17 protein-coding genes and 1 tRNA gene are annotated in these 22,521 nt (G+C 60.3%); 10 read left to right on the plus strand and 8 right to left on the minus strand.

What is annotated here, in order from left to right; genetic code table 11:
- Positions 1-288: 288 nt before the first annotated feature.
- A complete protein-coding gene (locus tag NIT7645_RS06215) occupies positions 289-1,107 on the minus strand; it encodes a DUF4198 domain-containing protein (protein ID WP_050686355.1) in 819 nt (272 codons plus the stop codon).
- A gap of 7 nt (positions 1,108-1,114) precedes the next feature.
- Here NIT7645_RS06215 and NIT7645_RS06220 point away from each other — a divergent pair, with 7 nt between their 5' ends.
- On the plus strand, positions 1,115-2,305 hold the full coding sequence (locus tag NIT7645_RS06220) for a HupE/UreJ family protein (RefSeq protein WP_008563201.1): 1,191 nt from the start codon (positions 1,115-1,117) through the stop codon (positions 2,303-2,305).
- A gap of 96 nt (positions 2,306-2,401) precedes the next feature.
- Here NIT7645_RS06220 and NIT7645_RS06225 read toward each other — a convergent pair whose 3' ends face one another.
- Positions 2,402-3,037 carry a thiamine phosphate synthase gene (locus NIT7645_RS06225; protein ID WP_008560632.1) on the minus strand — a complete coding sequence of 212 codons (636 nt, stop codon included), beginning with the start codon at positions 3,035-3,037 and terminating at the stop codon, positions 2,402-2,404.
- A 226-nt stretch (positions 3,038-3,263) separates the two neighbouring features.
- On the opposite strand from NIT7645_RS06225, the gene NIT7645_RS06230 reads away from it, so the two are divergent.
- From NIT7645_RS06230 to NIT7645_RS06240, 3 genes are all read left to right on the plus strand, one after another.
- Positions 3,264-4,010, plus strand: coding sequence for an RNA methyltransferase (locus NIT7645_RS06230; RefSeq protein WP_008560503.1), 747 nt, complete (start codon positions 3,264-3,266; stop codon positions 4,008-4,010).
- An 80-nt stretch (positions 4,011-4,090) separates the two neighbouring features.
- On the plus strand, positions 4,091-5,239 hold the full coding sequence (gene ctaA / locus NIT7645_RS06235; protein ID WP_008561337.1) for a heme A synthase: 1,149 nt from the start codon (positions 4,091-4,093) through the stop codon (positions 5,237-5,239).
- A 2-nt stretch (positions 5,240-5,241) separates the two neighbouring features.
- Positions 5,242-6,711 (plus strand): carboxypeptidase M32, encoded by a 1,470-nt coding sequence (locus NIT7645_RS06240; RefSeq protein ID WP_008561425.1) that lies wholly within the window; start codon positions 5,242-5,244, stop codon positions 6,709-6,711.
- A gap of 60 nt (positions 6,712-6,771) precedes the next feature.
- On the opposite strand, the gene NIT7645_RS06245 is transcribed toward NIT7645_RS06240, so the two are convergent.
- Together NIT7645_RS06245 and gyrA are read right to left on the minus strand one after the other, a co-directional pair.
- Positions 6,772-7,122 (minus strand): DUF6614 family protein, encoded by a 351-nt coding sequence (locus NIT7645_RS06245; RefSeq protein WP_008560954.1) that lies wholly within the window; start codon positions 7,120-7,122, stop codon positions 6,772-6,774.
- 125 nt (positions 7,123-7,247) lie between these two features.
- Entirely contained in the window at positions 7,248-9,959 is a 2,712-nt protein-coding gene (gyrA, locus tag NIT7645_RS06250) for a DNA gyrase subunit A (protein ID WP_173644446.1), read from the minus strand.
- 227 nt (positions 9,960-10,186) lie between these two features.
- Here gyrA and NIT7645_RS06255 point away from each other — a divergent pair, with 227 nt between their 5' ends.
- The 3 genes from NIT7645_RS06255 to pgl all read left to right on the plus strand — a co-directional run bounded on the left by NIT7645_RS06255 (position 10,187) and on the right by pgl (position 12,789).
- Positions 10,187-10,459, plus strand: coding sequence for an usg protein (locus tag NIT7645_RS06255; protein ID WP_008561063.1), 273 nt, complete (start codon positions 10,187-10,189; stop codon positions 10,457-10,459).
- Between the two features lie 192 nt (positions 10,460-10,651).
- Positions 10,652-12,121, plus strand: coding sequence for a glucose-6-phosphate dehydrogenase (zwf, locus tag NIT7645_RS06260; RefSeq protein WP_050686357.1), 1,470 nt, complete (start codon positions 10,652-10,654; stop codon positions 12,119-12,121).
- Positions 12,118-12,789 carry a 6-phosphogluconolactonase gene (pgl, locus tag NIT7645_RS06265; protein WP_008561220.1) on the plus strand — a complete coding sequence of 224 codons (672 nt, stop codon included), beginning with the start codon at positions 12,118-12,120 and terminating at the stop codon, positions 12,787-12,789. Before zwf ends, pgl begins: the two co-directional genes overlap by 4 nt.
- A gap of 107 nt (positions 12,790-12,896) precedes the next feature.
- On the opposite strand, the gene NIT7645_RS06270 is transcribed toward pgl, so the two are convergent.
- The 4 genes from NIT7645_RS06270 to NIT7645_RS06285 all read right to left on the minus strand — a co-directional run bounded on the left by NIT7645_RS06270 (position 12,897) and on the right by NIT7645_RS06285 (position 17,125).
- A complete protein-coding gene (locus NIT7645_RS06270; RefSeq protein WP_008561909.1) occupies positions 12,897-13,373 on the minus strand; it encodes an acyl-CoA thioesterase in 477 nt (158 codons plus the stop codon).
- Positions 13,374-13,564: 191 nt separating this feature from the next.
- Positions 13,565-13,638: transfer RNA gene (locus NIT7645_RS06275), tRNA-Gly, on the minus strand.
- A gap of 86 nt (positions 13,639-13,724) precedes the next feature.
- Complete coding sequence (locus NIT7645_RS06280) at positions 13,725-15,809, minus strand: ASKHA domain-containing protein (protein WP_008562388.1); 2,085 nt, start codon at positions 15,807-15,809, stop codon at positions 13,725-13,727.
- Between the two features lie 125 nt (positions 15,810-15,934).
- Positions 15,935-17,125, minus strand: a complete 1,191-nt coding sequence (locus tag NIT7645_RS06285; protein ID WP_037302398.1) for a CaiB/BaiF CoA transferase family protein — start codon at positions 17,123-17,125, stop codon at positions 15,935-15,937.
- Positions 17,126-17,351: 226 nt separating this feature from the next.
- Here NIT7645_RS06285 and guaB point away from each other — a divergent pair, with 226 nt between their 5' ends.
- From guaB to NIT7645_RS06300, 3 genes are all read left to right on the plus strand, one after another.
- Positions 17,352-18,800: an IMP dehydrogenase gene (gene guaB / locus NIT7645_RS06290; RefSeq protein ID WP_008559278.1), complete on the plus strand. Its 1,449-nt coding sequence runs from the start codon at positions 17,352-17,354 to the stop codon at positions 18,798-18,800.
- A 51-nt stretch (positions 18,801-18,851) separates the two neighbouring features.
- Positions 18,852-20,063, plus strand: a complete 1,212-nt coding sequence (locus NIT7645_RS06295; protein ID WP_008562838.1) for an RsmB/NOP family class I SAM-dependent RNA methyltransferase — start codon at positions 18,852-18,854, stop codon at positions 20,061-20,063.
- Between the two features lie 95 nt (positions 20,064-20,158).
- Positions 20,159-22,474: an ATP-binding response regulator gene (locus tag NIT7645_RS06300; protein ID WP_037302397.1), complete on the plus strand. Its 2,316-nt coding sequence runs from the start codon at positions 20,159-20,161 to the stop codon at positions 22,472-22,474.
- The last annotated feature ends 47 nt before the right edge of the window (positions 22,475-22,521 follow it).

Raw genomic sequence — 22,521 nt, forward strand, 5'->3', positions numbered from 1 at the left:
TGATCCGGGGTCTCGGCGGGAGAGTGAGAGGGATGTGTCATGGCGGCTGTATTGCCGCGTTTTTCTGGCTCCTGCAAGGCGCAACCGTGTGCGGTAACAGACCGTTTTATTCCAGTTCATCGCATTGGTGGATTTTCCGCCCTGAAAAAGGCGGGTGCGCAGAACAGGGTTATGCCTTGGGCCTGTTGTCATGGGGCCTGTTGTCTTGGGACCAGATGTCATGGGGGCAGATGTATTGGTGCCTGACGCCGTTGTGGTCTGCACCATTGGTCCGGCCGCCTTGGCCTGTCAGTTCGGGACCGCGAAGGTGAGCGCTGCCCAATGGGTGGCCCAGACTGCGCCAGTGCCACTGGCGGGATCCCGGGGGTCAAGCATAACCGCATCCAGAAGATAGCTGTTGCCCCGACTGACGGGTATCACGGCGATGCCATCTGCATTTGTCTTGAGCTTCGTGATGGTCACACCGCCTGTCTCTGTGCGTTCAAAGACTTCGATCTGGGCATCGGGGCGGGGCGCGGTTTGATAGTAAAGGCGCACAGGCAGCCCGTCGTCCAGGTTGTCGATGTAGGGATTTTTCAACGCCACGAACTCCACCAGCAGCCCCTCTGGTTGGTCCTGTCCCGCGCCATCCCCCACGGCGACAAGGGATTTTGCGTGGCGGGTGTAGATTTCTGAAAACCCGTCGCGCGGCAACCCTCGCGCGGTGTGGCGGGCCTCGACGTTGGTAAATCCCTTGTGGCGGGCGAACTCTGCAAATTCCTCCCATGTGTCATAGGTCAGGCTGTCGGGCTGTGTTTCATGAAGAAGAACGGTCAAACCGGGTGCGGGATCGTCAAGCTGGAGCGCAGGCGTGTCCCCCAGCCGCCCAACATAAGGCACAACGCCTGCGGATGTCCTGATGTCAAACCGGTCGATGTCCTGCGTCAGATAGGGGAGGCGAAATCCCTTGAACCGTTGCCCGTTTTTCAGGTCTGCCTGAAGAGATCCGCCTAATTCCACTTGATATTTTTCCGGAGCGATCCAAAACTCATGTGAAAGAGCCGCACCTGCAATGGGAAGGGTGAGAACACCCGCGACGGCTGCAACGATGGGGCGGAGGATGGACATGGCGTGGATGGAACCTCTGGCTCTGGCTCTGGCGGTGCGCAGCGCGCGGTCTGGACCTGCAAACGTGACGCAGACGCTACGGTCTTTTGTGCTGTGTTTTGCGCTGACAATCAGCACCTTTCTTGCAGCTTACTCTAGCGGAGCAGCCCACGAAGTCACGCCGACGATTGCGGATTTCGAGATTGCGGATGGTCAGCTGACCCTCGAACTGCGTCTCAACATCGAGGCATTCGTGGCCGGGATCAACCTTGATGGGATGGAGAATACGGACACAGCTGCACAGGCGCAGGACTATGACAGCTTGCGCGCTCTCAGCGAGGCCGAATTAAAGCCCATGGTGGCGCTTTTTGCGGAGGATTGGCTAAGCACGCTGGAGGTATACGCCGATGAGGATATCCCGCTCAGCCTTCAGTCCGTGACCATTCCAGAAGTCGGCGAAGTGGAATTGCCTCGCAGCAGTGCGTTGATCGTGACCGGGCCGGTTGATGGCGCCGCCCGCGGGTTGAAGATTGGCTGGCCCAAGGGGTCCGGTGGCGTGGTTCTGCGCCAGAATGGGGTGGAAGACCCCTATACAGGCTATCTGCAGGGTGGGGAGGTGACGCCGACGATCCCGATTTCAGGCGGTCTGGCCCAGAGCCCGCAGCAGGCGTTCGTCGACTATATTCCCGTCGGCTACACCCACATCCTGCCCAAGGGGCTGGATCATATTCTGTTTGTTCTGGGGCTTTTCTTTTTCAGCACGCGGCTGCGTCCGCTGATTTGGCAAATCAGCGCGTTTACGGTGGCGCATACAATCACCCTGGCGCTTGGGGCGCTTGGCTGGATCAGGATAGATCCGGCCATCGTTGAGCCGCTCATCGCTGCATCCATCGTTTTTGTCGCGGTCGAAAACGTTTTTGCCCGAAAATTGCACAGCTGGCGCACGTTGGTGATCTTCGGATTTGGATTGTTGCATGGGCTTGGCTTTGCCTCTGTCCTGGCAGAGTTCGGCCTGCCTGACGCCCAGTTTCTGCCGGCGCTTCTTGGCTTTAATGTGGGGGTGGAGCTGGGCCAGCTCACGGTGGTTGGTGTGGCCTATGTGCTGTTTGGATTTTGGTTCTGGGGCCATCCCAAGTACCGGGGCAGAGTTGCAATCCCTGCGAGCTTCACGATCGCTCTTATCGGTGCCTATTGGTTTGCTGAACGGGTGTTTCTCTAACAAACCCGGACTGTCGCGCCGGGATGAAAAAAGGGCCGCGTCAGCATGTGCTGGGCGGCCCTGTTTTTCGATAAATGGATTTGAGTACGGGGGCGATCAGCCCTCCATCGCGGCCATCAGCTTGCGCAGGCTTGCGATGTGGTCTTCCTCGCGCCAGATCTCGTCCCCGATGCCGAAGAAATCGGTGTAAGGCGCGAGCTCGCGAACGATATCAACGGTCAGTCCACCTTCGGCCACGACCGGCACCTCGATCATCTGCGACCACCACTCAAACAGATCTTTCTGTGCTTGATTGCCGTCACCCAGACCAGAGGTGCCAACGGGGCCAAAGCTCACGTAGTCCGCACCCGCCTCAGCTGCCGTCAGGCCATCGTGGCGAGACGCGGCGCAGAAGCTGCCGACAATTGCATCCGGCCCAAGCGCCTTGCGCGCCGTGCGGACGGGGCGCGCTGCGTCGGACAGATGCACGCCATCCAGCCCCAGACGCTCTGCGAGGATCTGATGGTCGGTGATGACAATCGCAACATCGCGGGCATGGGCCACAGCGCGAAGAGCGTCACCTGCACGGCTCAGCGTGTCTTCATCCCGGCTGGCCAGTTCAAGGCGCACACAGGCGATCTCGACCTCGTCCAATACACGGGCCAGCTGGTCGGGGAACCGGCCAAGCTCAAAGCTCGCCGGTGTGGTCAGATAGATCTGCGGCGTTTCGGGGGCGTCAGCGGGGCTGTCCATGGGGAGGGCTCCTGTTCAGTGGTTGACGGTGTTTAGCGCATTTGCCACCGGACGCAAGGATTTGGCGACAACCTGGGGCGCGAAAATCCAGATCCCGTGGCAGCTTCGGCGCAGTCATCTGACGGTTCTGTCCAAGATATAGCCGCTTTGGCCGAGAAGTCGCCCCCTTGCTCTTGCCCATTTGGCGCCTGCCGATTAGAGCAAAGCAGATTTTTTGGAGAGATGGATGCCAAGCGACACACCTCAACCCGCCTTTGTCCTTGTCCGCCCCCAGATGGGTGAAAACATCGGAGCAGCTGCCCGGGCGATGTGGAATTTTGGTCTCGACCGGATGCGCATTGTGGCGCCGCGTGATGGCTGGCCCAATCAAAAGGCGGTTGCCATGGCCTCCGGGGCGGGGCGCCTGCTGGACGAGGCGCAGCTGTCAGCGACGCTGGCCGACAGTCTGGAAGATTGCGATTTCGTCTTTGCCACCACCGCGCGTCCGCGCGAGCTGACGAAACCGGTCTACAGCCCGGAAGCAGCGATGAAGCTGGCCGCAGAGAAAACCGCCGCCGGCCAGAAGGTCGCGGTGATGTTCGGCCCGGAACGCGCGGGTCTGGAAAACGAGGATGTCGCGCGGGCAAACGCCATTATCACTGTGCCGGTCAATCCTGAATTCGCGTCGCTCAACCTTGGTCAGTGCGTCTTGCTGACCGCCTATGAATGGCGTCGTCAGGTGGAAGAGGTCGTGGACGTGACCACCGACCTCGGCAAATCCGACTGGGCCAACCACGCGGATGTGGATGCGCTGGTCAATCACTACGAGGGTCGGCTGGAAGAGGCGGGCTTTTTCTTTCCGCCAGAAAAGGCACCGGGCATGAAGGTGGTCTTTCGCAACTTGTTCAGCCGCCTGCCGCTGACCCGGGCGGATGTGCAGATGCTGCACGGCGTGATGCGACAGATGGTCCGTTGGAAAGAAAAACGCGACTGAACGGTCATTTGGCCGCGAACCCTGCACTGGACGGGGGCTGACCTGCGGCCTAGCTTGACGGGAAATTGGAAGAGGCAAGCATGAGCAAGCGCAGCATTTTCGAGGACGTCTCTGGTGATCAGCCGCAGGAGCGCCCGCAAGCCCAACCCGGTGGGATCGATCGCGCCCGTCGCGGCGCACGGGGCGCCATACGTGCCTGGCTGTCGGTTCTGTTCGCTCTGGTCGTGGCGATGATCGTCGTGGGGGGGCTGACACGGTTGACCGACAGCGGGTTGTCGATCACCGAATGGCGGCCCGTCACCGGTGCAATCCCACCCCTGAGCGAGGCCGACTGGCAGGCTGAGTTCGAAAAGTACAAACAGATCGACCAATGGCGCATCCAGAACCAGTGGATGCAGCTTGAGGACTTCAAGGTCATCTATTGGTGGGAATGGGGTCATCGTCAGCTTGGCCGTGTGATCGGGCTGATCTGGGCTGTTGGCTTCCTCGGCTTTGCGGTCGCGCGCCAGATCCCAGTTGGTTGGGCTGGCAAGCTGTTGCTGCCCGGTCTCCTGGGCGGGCTGCAGGGCGGTATCGGCTGGTGGATGGTGGCCTCTGGCGTGACACAGGGCGAGGGGATGACTGCGGTTGCCTCTTATCGTCTGGCCACACACCTTGGCCTTGCCTTTGTGATCCTTGGGGTGATTTCCTGGTATATGTTCCAGCTTGGTCGGGAAGAACGCGACCTGATGCAGGCGCGGCGTGCCAAAGAAAGCAAGCTGTTCAGCCTTTCCACCGGGCTTTTGCACTTCAGCTTTTTGCAGATCATCCTTGGCGCTTTGGTTGCAGGTATCGACGCAGGGCGGTCATACACAGACTGGCCGCTGATGGGGGGGCAGATCATTCCGCCGGATCCCTTCATGATCGAGCCGCTGTGGAAGAACTTCTTTGAAAACCCCGGCCTTGTGCAGTTCATCCACCGTGTGAGCGGCTATCTCCTCCTTGCCTTTGGCGTTGTGGTCTGGCTGCGAGGGCGAAACAGCGCCCATCCGCGCACGCAATTTGCCTTTAACGCGGTATTTGCGGCCTTGCTGTTGCAAATGGTGCTTGGCATCGTGACCGTGCTCTACGCCGCACCGTGGCAGATTGCGATCTTGCACCAGCTGATGGCCGTTTGCCTTTGGGTGCTGATCCTGCGCGCCCGGTTCCTGTCGGCATACCCGATTGCCACTTCGATCAAGGATTACTGAGCATGACCGCATTTGATGAACTGATGGCCTTTGAACGCGACACACAGGCCTTGGGCCAGATTGCTGGTCGCCTCGGCTGGGATCAGGAAACCATGATGCCCCGCGGTGCCGCGCCCCAACGCGGCGAAGAGATGGCCGCAATCGAAGCGGTTCTTCATGCCCGGCGGTCAGATCCGCGGGTGGCAGACTGGCTGGCCGCTGCGGTCGCCCCGGATGAGGTTGGCGAGGCCCAGCTGCGCGAAATCCGCCGCAGTTATGACCGGGCGGTCAAGGTTCCCGCCGATTTGGCCAAGCGGATTGCGCGTGTGACCTCTGAGGCGCAGGGCAAATGGGCAGCGGCCCGCGCGGCAGAAGACGTGGCCGCATTCCTGCCGGTTCTGGAAGAGGTGGTCTCTCTCAAACGGGAAGAAGGACAGGCGCTGGCCGCAGGCGGTGACGTCTATGATGCGATGGTCGCCGACTACGAACACGGAACAACCGGTGCCGAGATCGCGGATCTCTTTGATGCAATGCGCCCGCGTCTGGTGGACCTGCGGGCCCGTGTACTGGACAAACCCGCGCCCCAAGGTGTCAGCGGCCATTTCGACGCTGACAAGCAGATGGCGCTGACCACCACGTTGGCAGAGACGTTTGGCTACAAGATGAGCCACGGACGGGTGGACAAGGCGGTCCATCCTTTCTGTTCGGGCAGCGGCCTTGACGTGCGCGTCACCACCCGGACCAGTGACGACGATCCGTTCAATTGCTTTTACTCGACCATCCACGAGGTCGGTCATGCTGCTTATGAGCAGAACATCGATCACGCCTATCTGCTGACCCCATTGGGTCGCGGCGTGTCGATGGGTGTGCACGAGAGCCAGAGCCGGATCTACGAAAACCAGCTCGGCCGCAGCCGCGCCTTTACCGGTTGGTTGTTCGATCAGATGCGTGCGGAGTTTGGCGAGTTCGGTATCGCGGATGCAGATGCCTTTTATGCGGCGGTGAATGCCGTGCAGAACGGCTATATCCGGACCGAAGCGGACGAGCTGCAGTATAACCTGCATGTGATGCTGCGCTTTGATCTGGAGCGTGCGTTGATGTCGGGTGATCTGCAGGTCCAGGATCTGGAAGCCGCCTGGAATGATCGCTTTGCCGCTGATTTCGGCTATGACGTAGACAAGCCGTCAAACGGCTGCCTGCAGGATGTCCATTGGTCGGTTGGGCTGTTTGGTTATTTCCCGACCTACAGCCTCGGCAATGTCTATGCGGGGTGTCTGTATCAGGCGCTGCGTCAGGCGGTGCCGGATTTGGATGCCCAGCTTGCGTCAGGCGATACCGTGGCTGCGACCAGCTGGCTGCGGGACAATCTGCAAACGCATGGTGGCCTGCGCAATCCGGTCGAGACCATCACCCACGCCGCAGGCATGCCGCCGAGCCCGGAACCCCTGCTTGCCTATCTGGAAGAGAAATTCGGCGCGCTCTACGGTCTTTGATCGCAGCGCACGTAAACCAGAAAACCCCTGCTATTTGGCAGGGGTTTTGTGTTTTTAGCGTCAGATCAATGCCATACGCTCTGCCCGTTCCGGATCAGGAAAGGGGCGGTAAAGTCCAAAGTCTGCCGCTGCGATCAATGTGTTCACATTGGCATAAAGCCGTTCGACATTTTCGTCCATCTCACCAAGGACGCGGAATGCCTGGTCAAGTTGCGACATATCCGTGAACTCGATCTCCAGCAGAAAGTCGCGATTTGTATCGCTGGCAAGGTTCAGTTTCCGACGCAACAGACGCCAAGTCTGAATGACACCACGTTCCTTGAGGTATCCCATCCACTGGTCTACCGCGTTGGCAAAGACGAGGGCCTTGGCCTCGTGGTGAAGATCAATCGAGCAGTGATAGAGATTCATGCGTCGCCTTCCTTTCCCGATGGCGTTTCCACGACATGAAAGGCTGCCCGAAACTGATTAGCCTTTGATTAACAAATACGCCGCCCGGTTGGGGCGGCGTTTTGACTGGGTTTGTCTTACGGGCCTCAGCTTTCGCTGGTGTCCGCCTCATCCTCGTCCGATTGCTCGGCAATCCAGGCAACAGAGACGACCTCTTCGCCCTTGCCTGTATTGAAGACCCGCACGCCACCGGCAGAGCGGGAGCGGAAGGAAATGCCATCAATCGGCACCCGGATCGACTGCCCTTTCGAGGTCGCGAGCATGATTTGGTCGTCCATCTCAACAGGGAAGGAAGCCACGATAGCACCACCGCGCATTGCCTTGTCCATTGCAGTGACGCCCATGCCGCCGCGCCCACGTACCGGATAGTCGTGGCTTGAGCTCAGCTTGCCCGAACCACCGGATGTGATGGTCAGGATCAGGTTTTCTGCTGCTGACATTTCGGCATAGCGGTCCTGGCTGATGGCACCTGCAACCACGTCTTCGTCGTCGCTCTCGCCATCGTCGGCAATCCCGGCCACGGCGCGGCGCATCTTGAGATAGGCTGCGCGTTCCTCGGGGGAGGCTTCGAAATGGCGGATCACCGACATCGAGACAACGTGATCGTCACCGTTGAGCCTGATGCCCCGTACACCGGTGGATTCACGGCTGTTGAAGACACGAACATCCGTGGTGCGGAAGCGGATCGCACGACCGGAATCGGTGAACAGCATCACGTCGTCATCTTCGGAACAGATGCGCGCATTGACCAGTTTGACAGAGCCGTCCTCTGGCAGTTTCATCGCGATCTTGCCGTTGCGGCGGACATTGGTGAAGTCCGACAGGCGGTTACGCCGCACGTCACCTGCGCTGGTGGCAAAGATCACCTGCAGTTTTTCCCAATCTTCGTCCGGCACATCGACCGGCATGATCGCTGCAATGGACACCCCTGTGGGGATCGGCAGGATATTCACGATCGCCTTGCCCTTGGAAGTGCGGCCGCCCTGCGGCAGACGCCAGGTCTTGAGCTTGTAGACCATCCCATCGGTGGTGAAGAACAGCAGCTGGGTGTGGGTGTTGGCCACGAAGAGGTTGGTAACAACATCCTCTTCTTTGGTCTGCATCCCAGACAGCCCCTTGCCACCGCGTTTTTGCGCGCGGAAATCGGCCAGCGGGGTCCGTTTGATGTAGCCGCCAGATGTGATCGTCACGACCATATCTTCGCGCTCGATCAGATCCTCGTCTTCCATGTCGCCGGACCAGTCGACGATCTCGGTGCGACGGGGAACGGCGAAGTTGTCGCGCACTTCGCGCAGCTCGTCCGAGATGATGCCCAGGATCCGCTCGCGGGAGGACAGGATTTCAAGGTATTCCTTGATCTTGCCTGCCAGTTCTTCCAGCTCATCGGTGACTTCCTTGACACCGATCTGCGTCAGACGCTGCAACCGAAGTTCCAGAATGGCACGGGCCTGCACCTCAGAGAGGTTATAGGTGCCATCGTCATTCATGGTGTGGGTCGGATCGTCGATCAGGCGGATGTAGGGTGCGATATCGCTCGCAGGCCAGCGGCGTGTCATCAGCTTGTGACGGGCCTCAGCGGCATCGGCAGAGGCGCGGATGGTCGCAACCACCTCGTCCACATTGGATACTGCCACAGCGAGGCCGCACAGGATGTGGCTGCGTTCACGGGCCTTGCGCAGGTCATATGCGGTGCGGCGGGCAACCACGTCTTCGCGGAAGTCGATGAAGGACGACAGGAAACGGCGCAGGGTCAGCTGTTCTGGCCGGCCACCATTCAACGCCAGCATGTTGCAGCCGAACGACGTCTGCATGGGCGAGAAGCGATACAGCTGGTTCAGCACCACCTCGGGGGTTGCGTCGCGCTTGAGTTCGACAACAACCCGCACACCGTTGCGGTCGGATTCATCCTGAACGTGGGCCACGCCTTCGATCCGTTTTTCGCGGACCTGCTCGGCGATCTTTTCGATCATCGCGGCCTTGTTGACCTGATAGGGGATTTCTTCGACCACGATCGCATAGCGGTCCTTGCGGATCTCCTCGACCTTGGTCTTGGCCCGGATGATGACACTGCCACGGCCCTCCAGATACGCCTTGCGCGCACCAGAGCGGCCCAGCATCACACCACCGGTGGGGAAATCGGGGCCGGGAATGTACTCGATCAGCTGTTCGCTGGTCAGGTCCGGGTCCTCAATAAGGGCCAGGGTGGCATCCACCACCTCGCCGAGGTTGTGAGGCGGGATGTTGGTCGCCATGCCAACCGCAATACCCCCGGCGCCGTTGACCAGCATGTTCGGGAAGCGGGCGGGGAGGACCGTTGGTTCACGGTCCTTGCCATCGTAGTTGTCCTGGAAATCAACCGTGTCTTTTTCGATGTCGGCCAGGATCGACGCGGCCGGCTTGTCCATGCGGACTTCGGTGTAACGCATCGCCGCCGGGTTATCGCCGTCCATCGAGCCAAAGTTGCCCTGACCGTCCAGAAGCGGCAGCGACATGGAGAAGTCCTGCGCCATCCGCACAAGGGCGTCATAGATCGCGCTGTCACCATGGGGGTGGTATTTACCCATGACATCGCCAACCGGACGGGCCGACTTGCGATAGGGTTTGTCATGGCTGTTGCCGACTTCGTGCATGGCGTACAGAATCCGGCGGTGAACCGGTTTCAGACCATCACGCAGGTCGGGAATGGCGCGGCTGACAATAACCGACATCGCATAGTCGAGATACGAGTTGCGCATCTCGGTTTCAATGGAAACCGTCGGGCCATCATACTGAGGCCGCTCAGGTTTATTTTCGTCCATGTTTTCAGGAGTTTCCGGCGTATCGCTCACGTTGGCTGCCCGTAGTTATTGCTGGGTCTATATCTTGTGTCTGCACCTTAACAGCAAGGGCATATAAGGCGCAAGCAAGCTGGCTGATCTTGGCGTCATTCCTCGCTGTATTTCTGCCAAGCGGCTGTATTTGTACGAGATTAACGAATTTTATGATATGCTTACGACATGGGGGGTGTCCGTAGAGGAGACCTGAAATGGAGAAAAGCGAAACAGAGCTGATGTTGAAGGGCTACGGTCTGACCACGGCCGAGATGACATATCACATGCCCGACCACATCCACGTGCTCAATACCTTTGTCTGGCAGGACTATGATCTGGCGCCCGATCATCCGCGCCTGTTTGAGTTTATCGAGTTCTGGCAGCGCGAGATCGAGGGCCCGTTGCATTCGGTCCGCTTTACCCATCGCAAAATGATCAGCCCCGGTGAATGGCGCAACGTCAAGGGCGTGCTGCATCTTCATTCGTGACCGCTTTGCTGGAATGTAAGGCATAATTCTGACCATACGGCATGCGTGGGCTTCTGATCTGTTTTCTTTTGCCCTCAGTCGCTTATACTGTCACGGACTAAGCTGGCAGCCCTGCGCTATGGTCCTGATTTGTCAGGCTGTCTTTGATCTATCCGGCGCAGCAGGCGCGCCCCGCGGCAAAGAGGCAGGCCCATGGTTTCCCGAGTTATTCCGGTCGACCCATTTGATCTGGTGGTTTTTGGGGGAACTGGCGATCTGGCACAGCGCAAGATCCTGCCGGCCCTGTTTCGGCGCCACTGTGACGAGCAGCTACCCGATGGCGCCCGCATCATTGGTGCCGCGCGCAGCGATTTGACCCGCGAAAGCTATCAGGCGCTGGTGGCCGAGGCGCTGCAAACCCATTGCGGCGCATTAGGGCCGGAGCAGCTGGCCCGGTTTCTGGATCGCGTCCTTTATCTCAGGGTTGATGCAACCGACCCGGCAGGTTGGCAGGCGCTCACACAGGAATTGGGCAAGCCACGCCAGGATCGGGTGCGGGTGTTCTATTTTTCTGTTGGCCCATCGCTGTTTGCGCCGCTGGCGGAACAGATCTGGGCGCATGAGTTGGCCGACGATCAGACCCGGATCGTGGTCGAAAAGCCCTTTGGTCATGACCTCGCGTCTGCGCGGGCCTTGAACCAAACCCTTGCCAGTCATTTCGACGAAAGCCAGATTTACCGGATCGACCATTATCTGGGCAAGGAAACCGTTCAGAACCTCATGGCGATCCGGTTTGGCAATATGTTGTTTGAGCCGCTTTGGAACAGCCAATATGTCGACCACATCCAGATCACGGTGGCAGAGACCGTGGGCGTTGGCGGGCGTGAGGCGTATTACGACAAATCCGGTGCGATGCGGGACATGATGCAGAACCACCTGATGCAGCTTCTCTGTCTCATCGCGATGGAGCCACCGGCCAAATTCGACCCCGATGCCGTGCGCGATGAAAAGCTGAAGGTGATCCGCGCGCTGGAGCCTGTTGAGCCGCATCATATCGTGCGCGGACAATATGTTGCCCCAAGTGGTGTAACCGGTACGGATCTGACGTACCGCGAAACCGTGGGCGCGCCACGCAGCACCACAGAGAGCTATGTCGCGCTGAAGGCGCATATCAGCAACTGGCGGTGGGCGGGGACGCCGTTTTACCTGCGGACGGGCAAACGTCTGGTGGCGCGGTCTTCTGTTATCAACGTCTTCTTCAAGGATGCGCCGCACTCGATCTTTGGTGCGGATGCGGGGCGGCACGCGAACCTGCTGACAATCCGCCTGCAGCCCGACGAGGGGATCACCCTGAAAGTGACCATCAAAGAGCCGGGGCCGGGCGGGATGCGGTTGATGGACGTGCCCTTGGACATGAGCTTCGCCCAGGCCCTGGGGGACAACATTCACGGCGCACCGGACGCCTATGAGCGGCTGATCACCGATGTGATACGGGGCAATCAGACCTTGTTCATGCGCGACGATGAGGTCGAGGCCGCCTGGGCCTGGACGGATCCGATCATTGCGGGCTGGACATCTCGTGGGGATGTGCCAAAACCCTATGATAGCGGTAGCACCGGCCCCGGCGACGCCGATCTGCTGATGCGCCGTGACCAACGAGACTGGCGGGGGATCAACCCATGAAAATTTCCGAATACGCAGACCGTGACATGCTGGCCATCGATGTGGCCAATCAGATTGCGGGCGACCTCAAGACGCATTTGCTGCACCATGACAGCGCGTCGATTGCGGTGGCGGGCGGAACAACCCCAGCCCCGATTTTTGACGACCTTTGCGCCGCAGACATCGACTGGGATCGCGTGCGCCTGATGGCAACCGATGAACGCTGGGTGCCTGCCGACAGCGAGCGTTCGAATGCTCGCATGATCCGCGAGCGGCTCCTTGTTGATCGCGCTGCCGCGGCCCGGTTCCTGCCGTTCCATGTTCCCGCGCGTGCGCCCGAAGATGTTCTGGCCGAGGTTGAAAGCATGATCGAGCCTGAGCTGCCGCTGTCGGTTGTCCTGCTTGGTATGGGCGAAGACATGCACACCGCCTCGCTGTTTCCGGGGGTTGGCGGGCTGGAGGCTGCGCTGGCCGCGACTGCGCCCATCCTTGCGGTCATGCGCCCTGACAGCCAGCCAGAGCCCCGCATCAGCCTGTCAGCCCGTGTGCTGGATGCTGCGATTTCCAAACATCTGGTGATCTACGGCGATGCCAAGCGCGAAGCGTTGGAGCGCGCCAAGTCGCTGCCACCGGAAGAGGCGCCAATTCAGGCCGTCTTGTCAGAAATGACAGTGCACTGGGCCCCCTGAGCCAGCGCGCAAGCAACGCATGCGCGTGTGCGCGGTGCCTTTACGCATGTTTGCAGAACATGTTCGCAAATATGGGCCGTCCCGTTTGGGAGGGCCTATTTTTATGCTCAGCCTTCGGCGACGGCGCCGTCACGTTCGATAAGGGATTGGCGCAAGGGGTCGGGCAGGGGATAGCCTGATTGTCCATCTGGCGTGCGCAACACCATCACACCGGTCATTGTTGCGCGCAGATCGCCGGACCAGATCTGCTGCTCCATGATGTAAGAGGTGCGGCGAAACGAAACGACGCGGGCAGTGGTGATGTAATCCTCGTCCAGCACCATTTCCTTGACGTAGTGGATATTGGCGTTGCGCACGACATTGCGCGGGGCTGGCATCCCGTCAAAGAAGGGTGCGAAGAAGCGGTTGAAATACGCCACGCGCAGGGTTTCAAACCAGCTGAGATAGGCCTTGTTGTTGACGTGGTGCAGGATATCCAGTTCGGAAAACCGCACCCGGTCGGCCATTGCCAGCGGCTGAGGCTCTGTCAGGCCATGTTCGATCTGCGCTTCAGCGCTGAGTGGGGTGTGATAAATCAGCTCCATTGCGCCTGCCTAGGCGGAATGTCCGAGCGGCGCAAGGGCTGGCGGGCTTCATGCACCGATCCGGTATGCTGATCGGCGTCGGGGTGGACGAATATGATCGGCACACAAAAAAACCGACTGATTTCAGTCGGCTACGTAATGTCCGTGATCTGCGCTGGAATGGACCCTCGAATGGACCCTAGGGTGTTTACTGGAGCGGGTAACGGGAATCGAACCCGTAACTAAAGCTTGGGAAGCTGCCGTGATACCTTTTCACCATACCCGCATCCGTGCTGCTGGGAGTAGCGAATTCGCCGGGGCGGGTCAAGCGCACAACACGCTGATTGCCCCGGCAAAATCGTTTTCCCTTACCTAGCCGCGACGGCGGCGACGGCGGCGCCCTCCGTCCTCAGCTGCGTCACCGCCACCGCTGTTGAAATTAACCTGCGGCAGTGTCACGACCGTGCCCAGGATCGGGAAGGGCTCGGCAGAGTTGGGGATGGCAGACGCGTTGACGAAATGCTCTTGGAAACGCGGCTCCACTGCGGTTTCGATCTTTTCGATGTTGCGGACGGTTTCCTCGATTTCGCCGCGCGCTTCGAGGTTCAGCAAGGCAATCCGTGCGCCGGTGCCAGCGGCGTTGCCTGCCGATGTGACCTTGTCCAGTTCGCAATCTGGGATCATGCCAAGAACCATGGCGTGTTTGGCTGAGATATGCGCCCCAAAGGCACCGGCGAGCACAACGCGGTCGACCTTTTCCACGCCGAATTTGTCCATCAGGAGCCGGGCGCCGGAATAAAGCGCAGCCTTTGCCATCTGGATTGCGCGGATGTCGGGGTTGGTGACGGTGATCGTCGGGCCGCCCTCGGCGGAGCCGTCCCACAGCATGTAGGCATTGGTGCGCCCATCCTGAATGCAGCGTGCCGTGCCGGTTTGTTCGGCCGAGCCGATCAGGCCAGAGGCATCCAGCACGCCAGCCATGCGCATTTCGGCGATTGCCTCGATGATGCCGGAACCGCAGATGCCGGTGATGCCGGTCGTCGCGATAGACTGGGCAAAGCCCTCTTCATCCGACCACACATCTGAACCGATCACGCGGAAACGTGGCTCTTTGGTTTCCGGGTTGATTTCGACGCGTTCGATGGCGCCCGGGGCGGCGCGCTGACCGCTGGAGATCTGGGCGCCTTCAAACGCAGGACCAGTGGGAGAGGAACAGGCCAGAACCTTTTCCTTGTTGCCAAGTAGGATCTCGGCGTTGGTGCCCACGTCAACAACCAGCACCAGATCCTCTGATTTGTCCGGCGCCTCGGAAAGGGCGACCGCCGCAGCATCCGCGCCGACGTGACCGGCGATGCAGGGCAGTAGATAGACACGGGCGGCCGGATGAATGTTGAGGTTCAGTTCAATCGCCCGCAGCGACAGCGCGTTGGAGGTTGCCAGCGCAAAAGGGGCCTGACCCAGCTCAAACGGGTCGATGCCGAGGAACAGGTGATGCATCACCGGATTGCAGACAAACACCGCATCCACGATCAACGCCTTGTCGATTTCCGCTTCGGCGGCGATTTGGGTGAACAGCGCGTTCATGCCCTCGCGCACGGCGGCTGTCATTTCCTGATCGCCGCCCTTGTTCATCATGGAATAGGACACCCGGCTCATCAGGTCTTCGCCAAAACGGATCTGCGGGTTCATGATCCCGGAGGAGGCAACCACCTGGCCGGTTTTCAGGTCGCACAGATGGGCCGCGATGGTGGTAGAGCCAAGATCCACCGCAAGACCATAGACAGAGCCTTCGTAATAGCCGGGCCAGATGTGCATGATCTTGGGGGACTGGCTGGCGTCGCCCAGATGCACGGCGACTGTCACCTTCCAGTTGCCCTTGCGCAGGGCCGGCTGCAGGCACTGCAGGATATGAAGATCGGTTTGCACGCCCTTCAGACCCCACTGGCTGTCCAGCGCCTCGATCAGCCGCTCCATGTCGCCGGTCGGCTTGTGCATGTCGGGCTCTTCAACCTCGACATAATACAGCCGCGTCGACGGGTTCATGGTGACTTCACGCGCTTCGGCCCGCTTGCGCACCACTTGGCGGTGCACCTGGCTTTCTGGCGGGACGTCAATCACCACATCCCCCTGAACGGTTGCCTGACAGCCAAGTCGGCGCCCGTCGATCAGCCCGCGTTTGTCCTTGTAGCGCTGTTCGACCTTGTTCCACTCGCTCAGCGCATCATCCGAAACGCTTACCCCGTGCTTGGAAAACTCTCCGTACGACGGGGTGATCTGGCACTTGGAGCAGATGCCGCGACCGCCGCAGACAGAGTCGAGATCGACCCCAAGTTGGCGGGCCGCTGTCAGGACGGGCGTTCCAACGGGAAAGCGGCCGCGCTTGCCCGATGGGGTGAACACCACCAACGGATCGGTTGCGGATGCCTGGGTCGGGTCGGTGACGGGATCGTTTGCCATGCCTCTACCTATGTTCGTGCGCATTTTGCGGGAGCATATGGCGTTTTGCGCGCAGGGAAAGCCGGGCCGCGTCATTTTCATGCCCGCTGGCGTCATTTATGTCTGGTTTTGGCGCAGTTTAGCGCTCAGGTGTCGCTATGGTCGTCTTGTGTCGCGCCATTGGCGAGCCATTTCAGGATGTCTTTGCGATTGCCATCAAGGCTGGGGGCGGGTCTGCGGGTCACAGGATCGGGCAGGGCTGAGAGTTTGACCGGATTGCCTGCTGCCTTGTACTGCGGATGGCCGTCTGCGTCGCACACATCGACCACCATATTGCGGGCAAGGATCTGAGGATCCTGCATGACCTGCGCCACATCCTGAATGGGACCGGTGGGGATGCCTGCACGCTGCAGCTCTTGGATCCAGTGCTGTTTGGGCTGGTCCAGCGTCACTGCCTCAATCAGCCGTTTCAACAGCCGCGCATTTTCACAGCGGGCCAAGTTGGTGGCAAATCGCGGATCTTCTGCAAGAGGCAGGCCAAGCGTCTTGCACAGGCTCGCGAAAAGCGCGTCATTGCCCGCGGCAATCACAAACAGCCCGTCGCGGGCATGAAAGGTCTCAAATGGCGTGATCGACGGATGGCGCGCACCGGACGGGCGGGGGGAATGGCCCGTCACAGAGGTGATGGCGACCGCATGTTCCAGCAACGCGAGCTGGCTGTCGAGCATGGACACGTCAACCTTCTGTCCGGGCGCGCCGGATTTGACGGCATAGAGCGCAGCAAGAACCCCCTGACACAGGAACATGCCCGCTGCGATATCGCCGATAGAGGCCCCGACGCGCACTGGGTCGCGGTCTTTTTCCCCGGTGATCGACATGACGCCTCCGCGGGCCTGAACCACCATGTCATAGGCAGGGCGCAACCGGTCCGGGCCGGTGTGGCCAAAACCTGAGACAGCGCCATAGATCAGGTTTGGAAACCGCGCATGCAGCGCCTCCCACCCATAACCGAGCCGCTCCATGACGCCGGGGCGAAAATTCTCAAGGATCACATCGGCGCGCTCCAGCAGCTGATCAAAGATCACCCGATCGGTTTCGGCCCGCAGGTCCAGCGCGATGCTTTCCTTGCCGTGGTTGATGGTCGCAAAATAGGCGCTTGCGCCATCCTTGAACGGCGGAAAGGCGCGGGTATCGTCGCCAAGGCCGGGACGCTCTACCTTGATGATGCGCGCACCCAGATCCTGCAGACCCATAGAGGCATAGGGCCCGGCGAGGACATGGGTAAGGTCAAGGACAACGACCCCCTCCAATGGGCGGCAGCATGTGTCGTCTGGCATGGCTCTGGGGTTCCGATCTGATCTGTTCGCGTATCCCATGCTGACAGCAGGAGAGCCGCACCGCCTTGATCCATGTCAGCAAAGATCGGCGGCCCCGTGACAGGCAAACGGATCGTTTCGGCGCAGGGGCGTGAATTCTCCGGTTTTTCTCGAATCGGGCTCTTTCCCATCTGCGGCATCTGTGCCATAGGGTCATCGCCAACGGGGTTTTGCATGGGGATAGCAAATGCAGATTCGTGAGGCTCTCACATTCGACGATGTTCTTCTGGTACCAGGTGCGTCCAGCGTTCTGCCGAGCACGGCTGACACGCGCACGCGGGTGACAAATTCCATCTCCCTCAACATTCCGCTGCTCAGCTCGGCGATGGATACGGTGACGGAATCCCGCATGGCGATCGCCATGGCGCAGGCTGGCGGCATGGGCGTCATTCACAAGAACCTTGATCTGGAAGAGCAGGCCCGCCAGGTCCGCCGCGTCAAGCGTTTCGAGAGCGGGATCGTCTACAACCCGATCACCCTGACGGCAGATCAGACGCTGGCGGACGCCAAGGCGCTGCAGGAACGTTACCGCGTGACCGGTTTCCCGGTCGTTGATGGCGAGGGCCGTGTTGTTGGCATCGTGACCAATCGCGACATGCGCTTTGCCACCGATGACAACACGCCTGTCTCGGTGATGATGACCTCTGACAACCTCGCCGTGATGCAAGAGCCGGCCGAGTTGGAAGAAGCCAAATCGATGATGAAGGCGCGCCGCATCGAAAAGCTGCTGGTGACCGACAAGAGCGGCAAGTTGACCGGTCTTCTGACGCTGAAAGACACTGAGCAGGCCGTTCTCAACCCCACTGCCTGCAAGGATGAGCTGGGTCGTCTGCGCGTTGCTGCCGCCAGCTCTGTTGGTGAGAGCGGTTTTGCCCGCTCTGAGGCGCTGATTGATGCTGGTGTCGATATCGTGGTGGTGGACACCGCGCATGGACACTCCGAAGGGGTGATCGAGGCGGTCAAGCGCATCAAGGCGCTGTCGTCCAAGGTACAGGTCGTTGCGGGTAACGTCGCGACAGCCGCAGCCACCAAGGCGCTGATCGATGCGGGCGCGGATGCCGTCAAGGTCGGGATTGGTCCGGGCTCCATCTGCACCACCCGGATGGTTGCAGGTGTCGGTGTTCCGCAGCTGACCGCGATCATGGATTGTGCCGGCGCCGCTGGTGACATTCCGATCATCGCGGATGGTGGCATCAAATTCTCAGGTGATTTCGCCAAGGCCATTGCCGCCGGCGCGTCCTGCGCGATGGTTGGTTCGATGATCGCGGGAACGGATGAATCGCCGGGCGAAGTGATCCTATATCAGGGCCGTTCCTTCAAATCCTACCGCGGCATGGGATCGCTCGGCGCGATGGCGCGTGGCTCTGCTGATCGGTATTTCCAGAAGGATGCCGCCAGTGACAAACTCGTGCCCGAAGGCATCGAGGGGCAGGTGGCCTACAAAGGGGCTGCAGGTGCGGTGATTCATCAGCTGGTTGGCGGTCTGCGTGCAGCGATGGGCTACACAGGCTGTGCGACCGTAGATGAGATGCGCAAGAACTGCGAGTTCGTCCGTATCACCGGTGCCGGCCTCAAGGAAAGCCACGTCCATGACGTGCAGATCACGCGTGAAAGCCCGAACTACCGTATCGGCTAAAAAACAGGAGCGCTGCCGGATGACCGTGATGCATCGCCATGAGGCCGGGGCATGACCCCGGCAGCCCGCCGACAGGCCGCAATCGAAATCCTCGACCAGATCCTGGCCGGGGAACCTGCGGAGAAACAGCTGACAGCCTGGGCGCGACGTAGCCGCTTTGCCGGATCCAAGGATCGGGCAGCGGTGCGCGACCACGTATTTGACGCGCTGCGGTGCTTGCGTTCCTTTGCGGCCCTTGGTGGCGGGGGCAGGGTGGATCTGATCGATCACACAACCACCACCGGTCGCCAGCTGATGCTGGGCGCATTGCGCGCCGAAGGTGTGGAGCCCGACACGCTGTTCACGGGTGAAGGTCATGGGCCTTCTGCACTTAACGATGATGAACGTGCTGCGCTCGCGCGGGTGCCAGAGCTGTCCGATGCGGAACGGCTGGATATTCCCCAATGGCTCTGGCCGTTGTTTTCTGAGAGCCTGGGCGATGGGGTTGAGGCGGCAGGCCGGGCCCTGCAGAGCCGGGCGCCAGTGCATTTGCGCGTCAACCGCCGTCATCCGGATCAGGCAGAGGCGGTTGCCCGGCTCGCATCCGAAGGCATCCTGGCGGAGCCGCACCCTGCGGCGGACACTGCATTGAACGTCACCGAAGGTGCCCGAAAGCTGCGCAACTCTCTTGCCTATGCTCATGGGTTGGTAGAGCTGCAGGATGCTGCCAGTCAGGCGGTGATCGAGGCGCTGCCGCTTGCCGATGGGATGCGGGTGCTGGACTATTGCGCCGGCGGTGGTGGCAAAAGCTTGGCGCTGGCGGCGCGGGCAAAGATCGACCTTTATGCCCATGATATTGCGGCACAACGGATGAAAGATCTGCCAGTCCGTGCAGAGCGTGCGGGCGTCAAGGTAACCCTGCTGGAGCCGCGGAAAACCGGCGCAAAGGCCCCCTATGACCTGGTGCTGTGTGATGCACCTTGTTCTGGCTCCGGATCTTGGCGCCGCGCCCCCGAGGGCAAGTGGCGGCTCAGCCAGTCCCAGCTCGACACTTTGTGCCAGACCCAAAGCGCCATTCTTGATGAGGCCGCTGAACTGGTCGCTGACGGCGGCGTTTTGGCCTATGCCACATGCTCCATGCTGTCGGTCGAAAACCGCAAGCAGGTTGATGATTTTCTCGCACGCCGCTCTGGCTGGCAGTTGCAGAGCGATCACGGCTGGCAGGTGCAGGGCGGCACCGACGGTTTCTATGTTGCGGTACTGCGCCGTATCGGCAACGATTAAACCCAGAGAGATCCAATAAAATTACTGCAACCTTAACGCAGTCTTAACCTTATTCGTCGCGATATGGGCGCACTTGATCCATTGAGGGAGCCGCAATGAACGGACGTCGAACTTCCCCCGTTCCCGAGTTGCGCGTTTACACGCCTGAACATGCACGTCTTGCGGCTGTGCTGGTTTTGTCTGCGATGGTGATCACCGCGCCTTGGGTGTTGAACACGCCCGAGTGGATCACTCGCGGGTTGATTGCTGTTGGTCTGACGCTGGTGGCGGTGGCGCTGTTGATGCTGATCCAGGCCCGGACGCGCCTGAAAGCCCGCGCAATGGCGACGGAGCTTTTGACCGGCTTCATCGACAAGGATGCGACGCCCACTTTTGTCACCGATGAAGATGGCGTCGTGCATGCCTCCAACGGGGCCGCGGCCAAGCGGTTTGAAGATGGCGACACCGAAACCCTGGCTGGGACCATGCGCTCTATCCTTGCCAACCCCTCTGCGGTTCTGTTCCGACTGCAAAGCCGGGCTCGCGTAGAAGGGGCCGCGCGCGAAGATATCGTGACGCGCCGTGGACATGTCCGTCTGGCAGTGCACCAAATGCAAGGCGGCAGCTTTTTGTGGCGGGTAGAGGAAATCGCTGATCGCCCGACAACAGGGCGCAATGCCGACAATGTGCCGATCCCGATGCTGACCGTCGGCCGCACCGGGACCGTTCTGTTCATGAACGAAGCCGCGCGCGCTCTGATCGGTGAACGGGTGAAGTCGACAGATCGACTGTTCACGTCGCTGCCGGTGCTGTCGGGGCAAATCAACACCATGAGCACGAAATCCGGTCCGGTTGAGGTTCTCGTTCAGGAAAAGAACCGCAGCCAGGGCCGCAGCGAACTCTATTTCCTCGCGCTTGATCCATCCGAAGCCAACAGTGGCAAGGCACCGCTGGAAAGCCTGCCGGTTCCCTTTGTAAAGGTGTCGCCGGATGGCACCGTGTTGTCCGCCAACAAGCTCGGCATGCAGCTTCTTGGCACCAAAACCACGAAGAACCTGAAGATTGGCCAGCTGATGGAGGGCCTTGGTCGCCCGATGGCCGATTGGCTGCGGGACACTGCCGAGGGCCATGCCTCGCATAAATCAGAGTTCCTGCGTCTTTCGCGTCGCGACAAGGAGGTCTTTGTCCAGGTGACGCTGACCCGTGTCGTGGAAGAGGGCGAAACAGTTCTGATCGCGGTGTTGAATGACGCCACTGAACTGAAGACCCTCGAGGCGCAGTTTGTTCAAAGCCAGAAAATGCAGGCTATCGGTCAGCTGGCGGGCGGTGTTGCGCATGACTTCAACAACCTGCTGACGGCGATTTCAGGCCATTGTGACCTCTTGCTTCTTCGGCACGATCAGGGCGATCAGGATTTCGGTGATCTGATCCAGATCCACGAAAACGCCAACCGTGCCGCCGCATTGGTGAGCCAGCTTCTCGCCTTCTCGCGCAAGCAGACCTTGCAGCCGGAAGTGCTGGACGTGCGTGACACGCTGTCTGACCTTACCCATCTGCTGAACCGCCTTGTGGGTGAAAAGATCACTCTGACGCTCAGCCATGATCCGGTCATGCGCTCGATCCGGGCGGACAAGCGCCAGCTGGAACAGGTGCTGATGAACCTTGTGGTAAACGCGCGCGATGCGATGCCACAGGGTGGTGAAATCCGGGTTGAGACAGAAGCCGTTGTTCTGGACGAACCGCTGGAGCGTGATCGCGCCGTTGTGCCCCCCGGTGACTGGGTCACCGTGAAGGTGTCTGACGAAGGGGTCGGGATCGCGCCGGACAAACTGCAGAAGGTGTTTGAACCCTTCTACACCACCAAACGCACCGGCGAGGGGACAGGTCTTGGTCTGTCGACCGCCTACGGGATCATCAAACAGACTGGCGGCTATATCTTTGTCGACTCGATCAAGGATCAGGGCACCCAGTTCACGTTGTATTTCCCGGTGAACAGCCAAGCCGAACCGGAAGTTGTGAAGCCAGAGGCCGAAGTCGGAGCAAAGCCCTCCCCCGCGGCCCAGCATGGCGAGGGTGTCGTGCTGCTGGTCGAGGACGAGGCCCCGGTCCGCGCCTTTGCATCCCGTGCGTTGCGGATGCGCGGCTATACCGTACTGGAAGCCGACTCTGCCGAGGATGCGCTGCGCACGTTGGAAGACCCCGGTCTGACAGTGGATGTCTTTGTCACTGATGTGGTGATGCCGGGAATGGACGGGCCCAGCTGGGTGCGCGAGGCGCTGAAAACCCGACCGGACACGCGGGTCGTCTTTGTCTCGGGATACGCCGAAGGCGCCTTTGGCGAAGAAGAGCCGTCGGTGCCGAACTCGGTCTTCCTTCCCAAACCCTTCTCGCTCAACCAGTTGACCGAAACGGTTCACGAACAGCTGCACTAGCGACCATCTGGCATGAAAAAAAACGCGCGGTCCGGACGGATGGCGCG

The sequence above is a fragment of the Phaeobacter italicus genome (genome assembly GCF_001258055.1).
In the GTDB taxonomy this organism is placed as follows: domain Bacteria; phylum Pseudomonadota; class Alphaproteobacteria; order Rhodobacterales; family Rhodobacteraceae; genus Phaeobacter; species Phaeobacter italicus.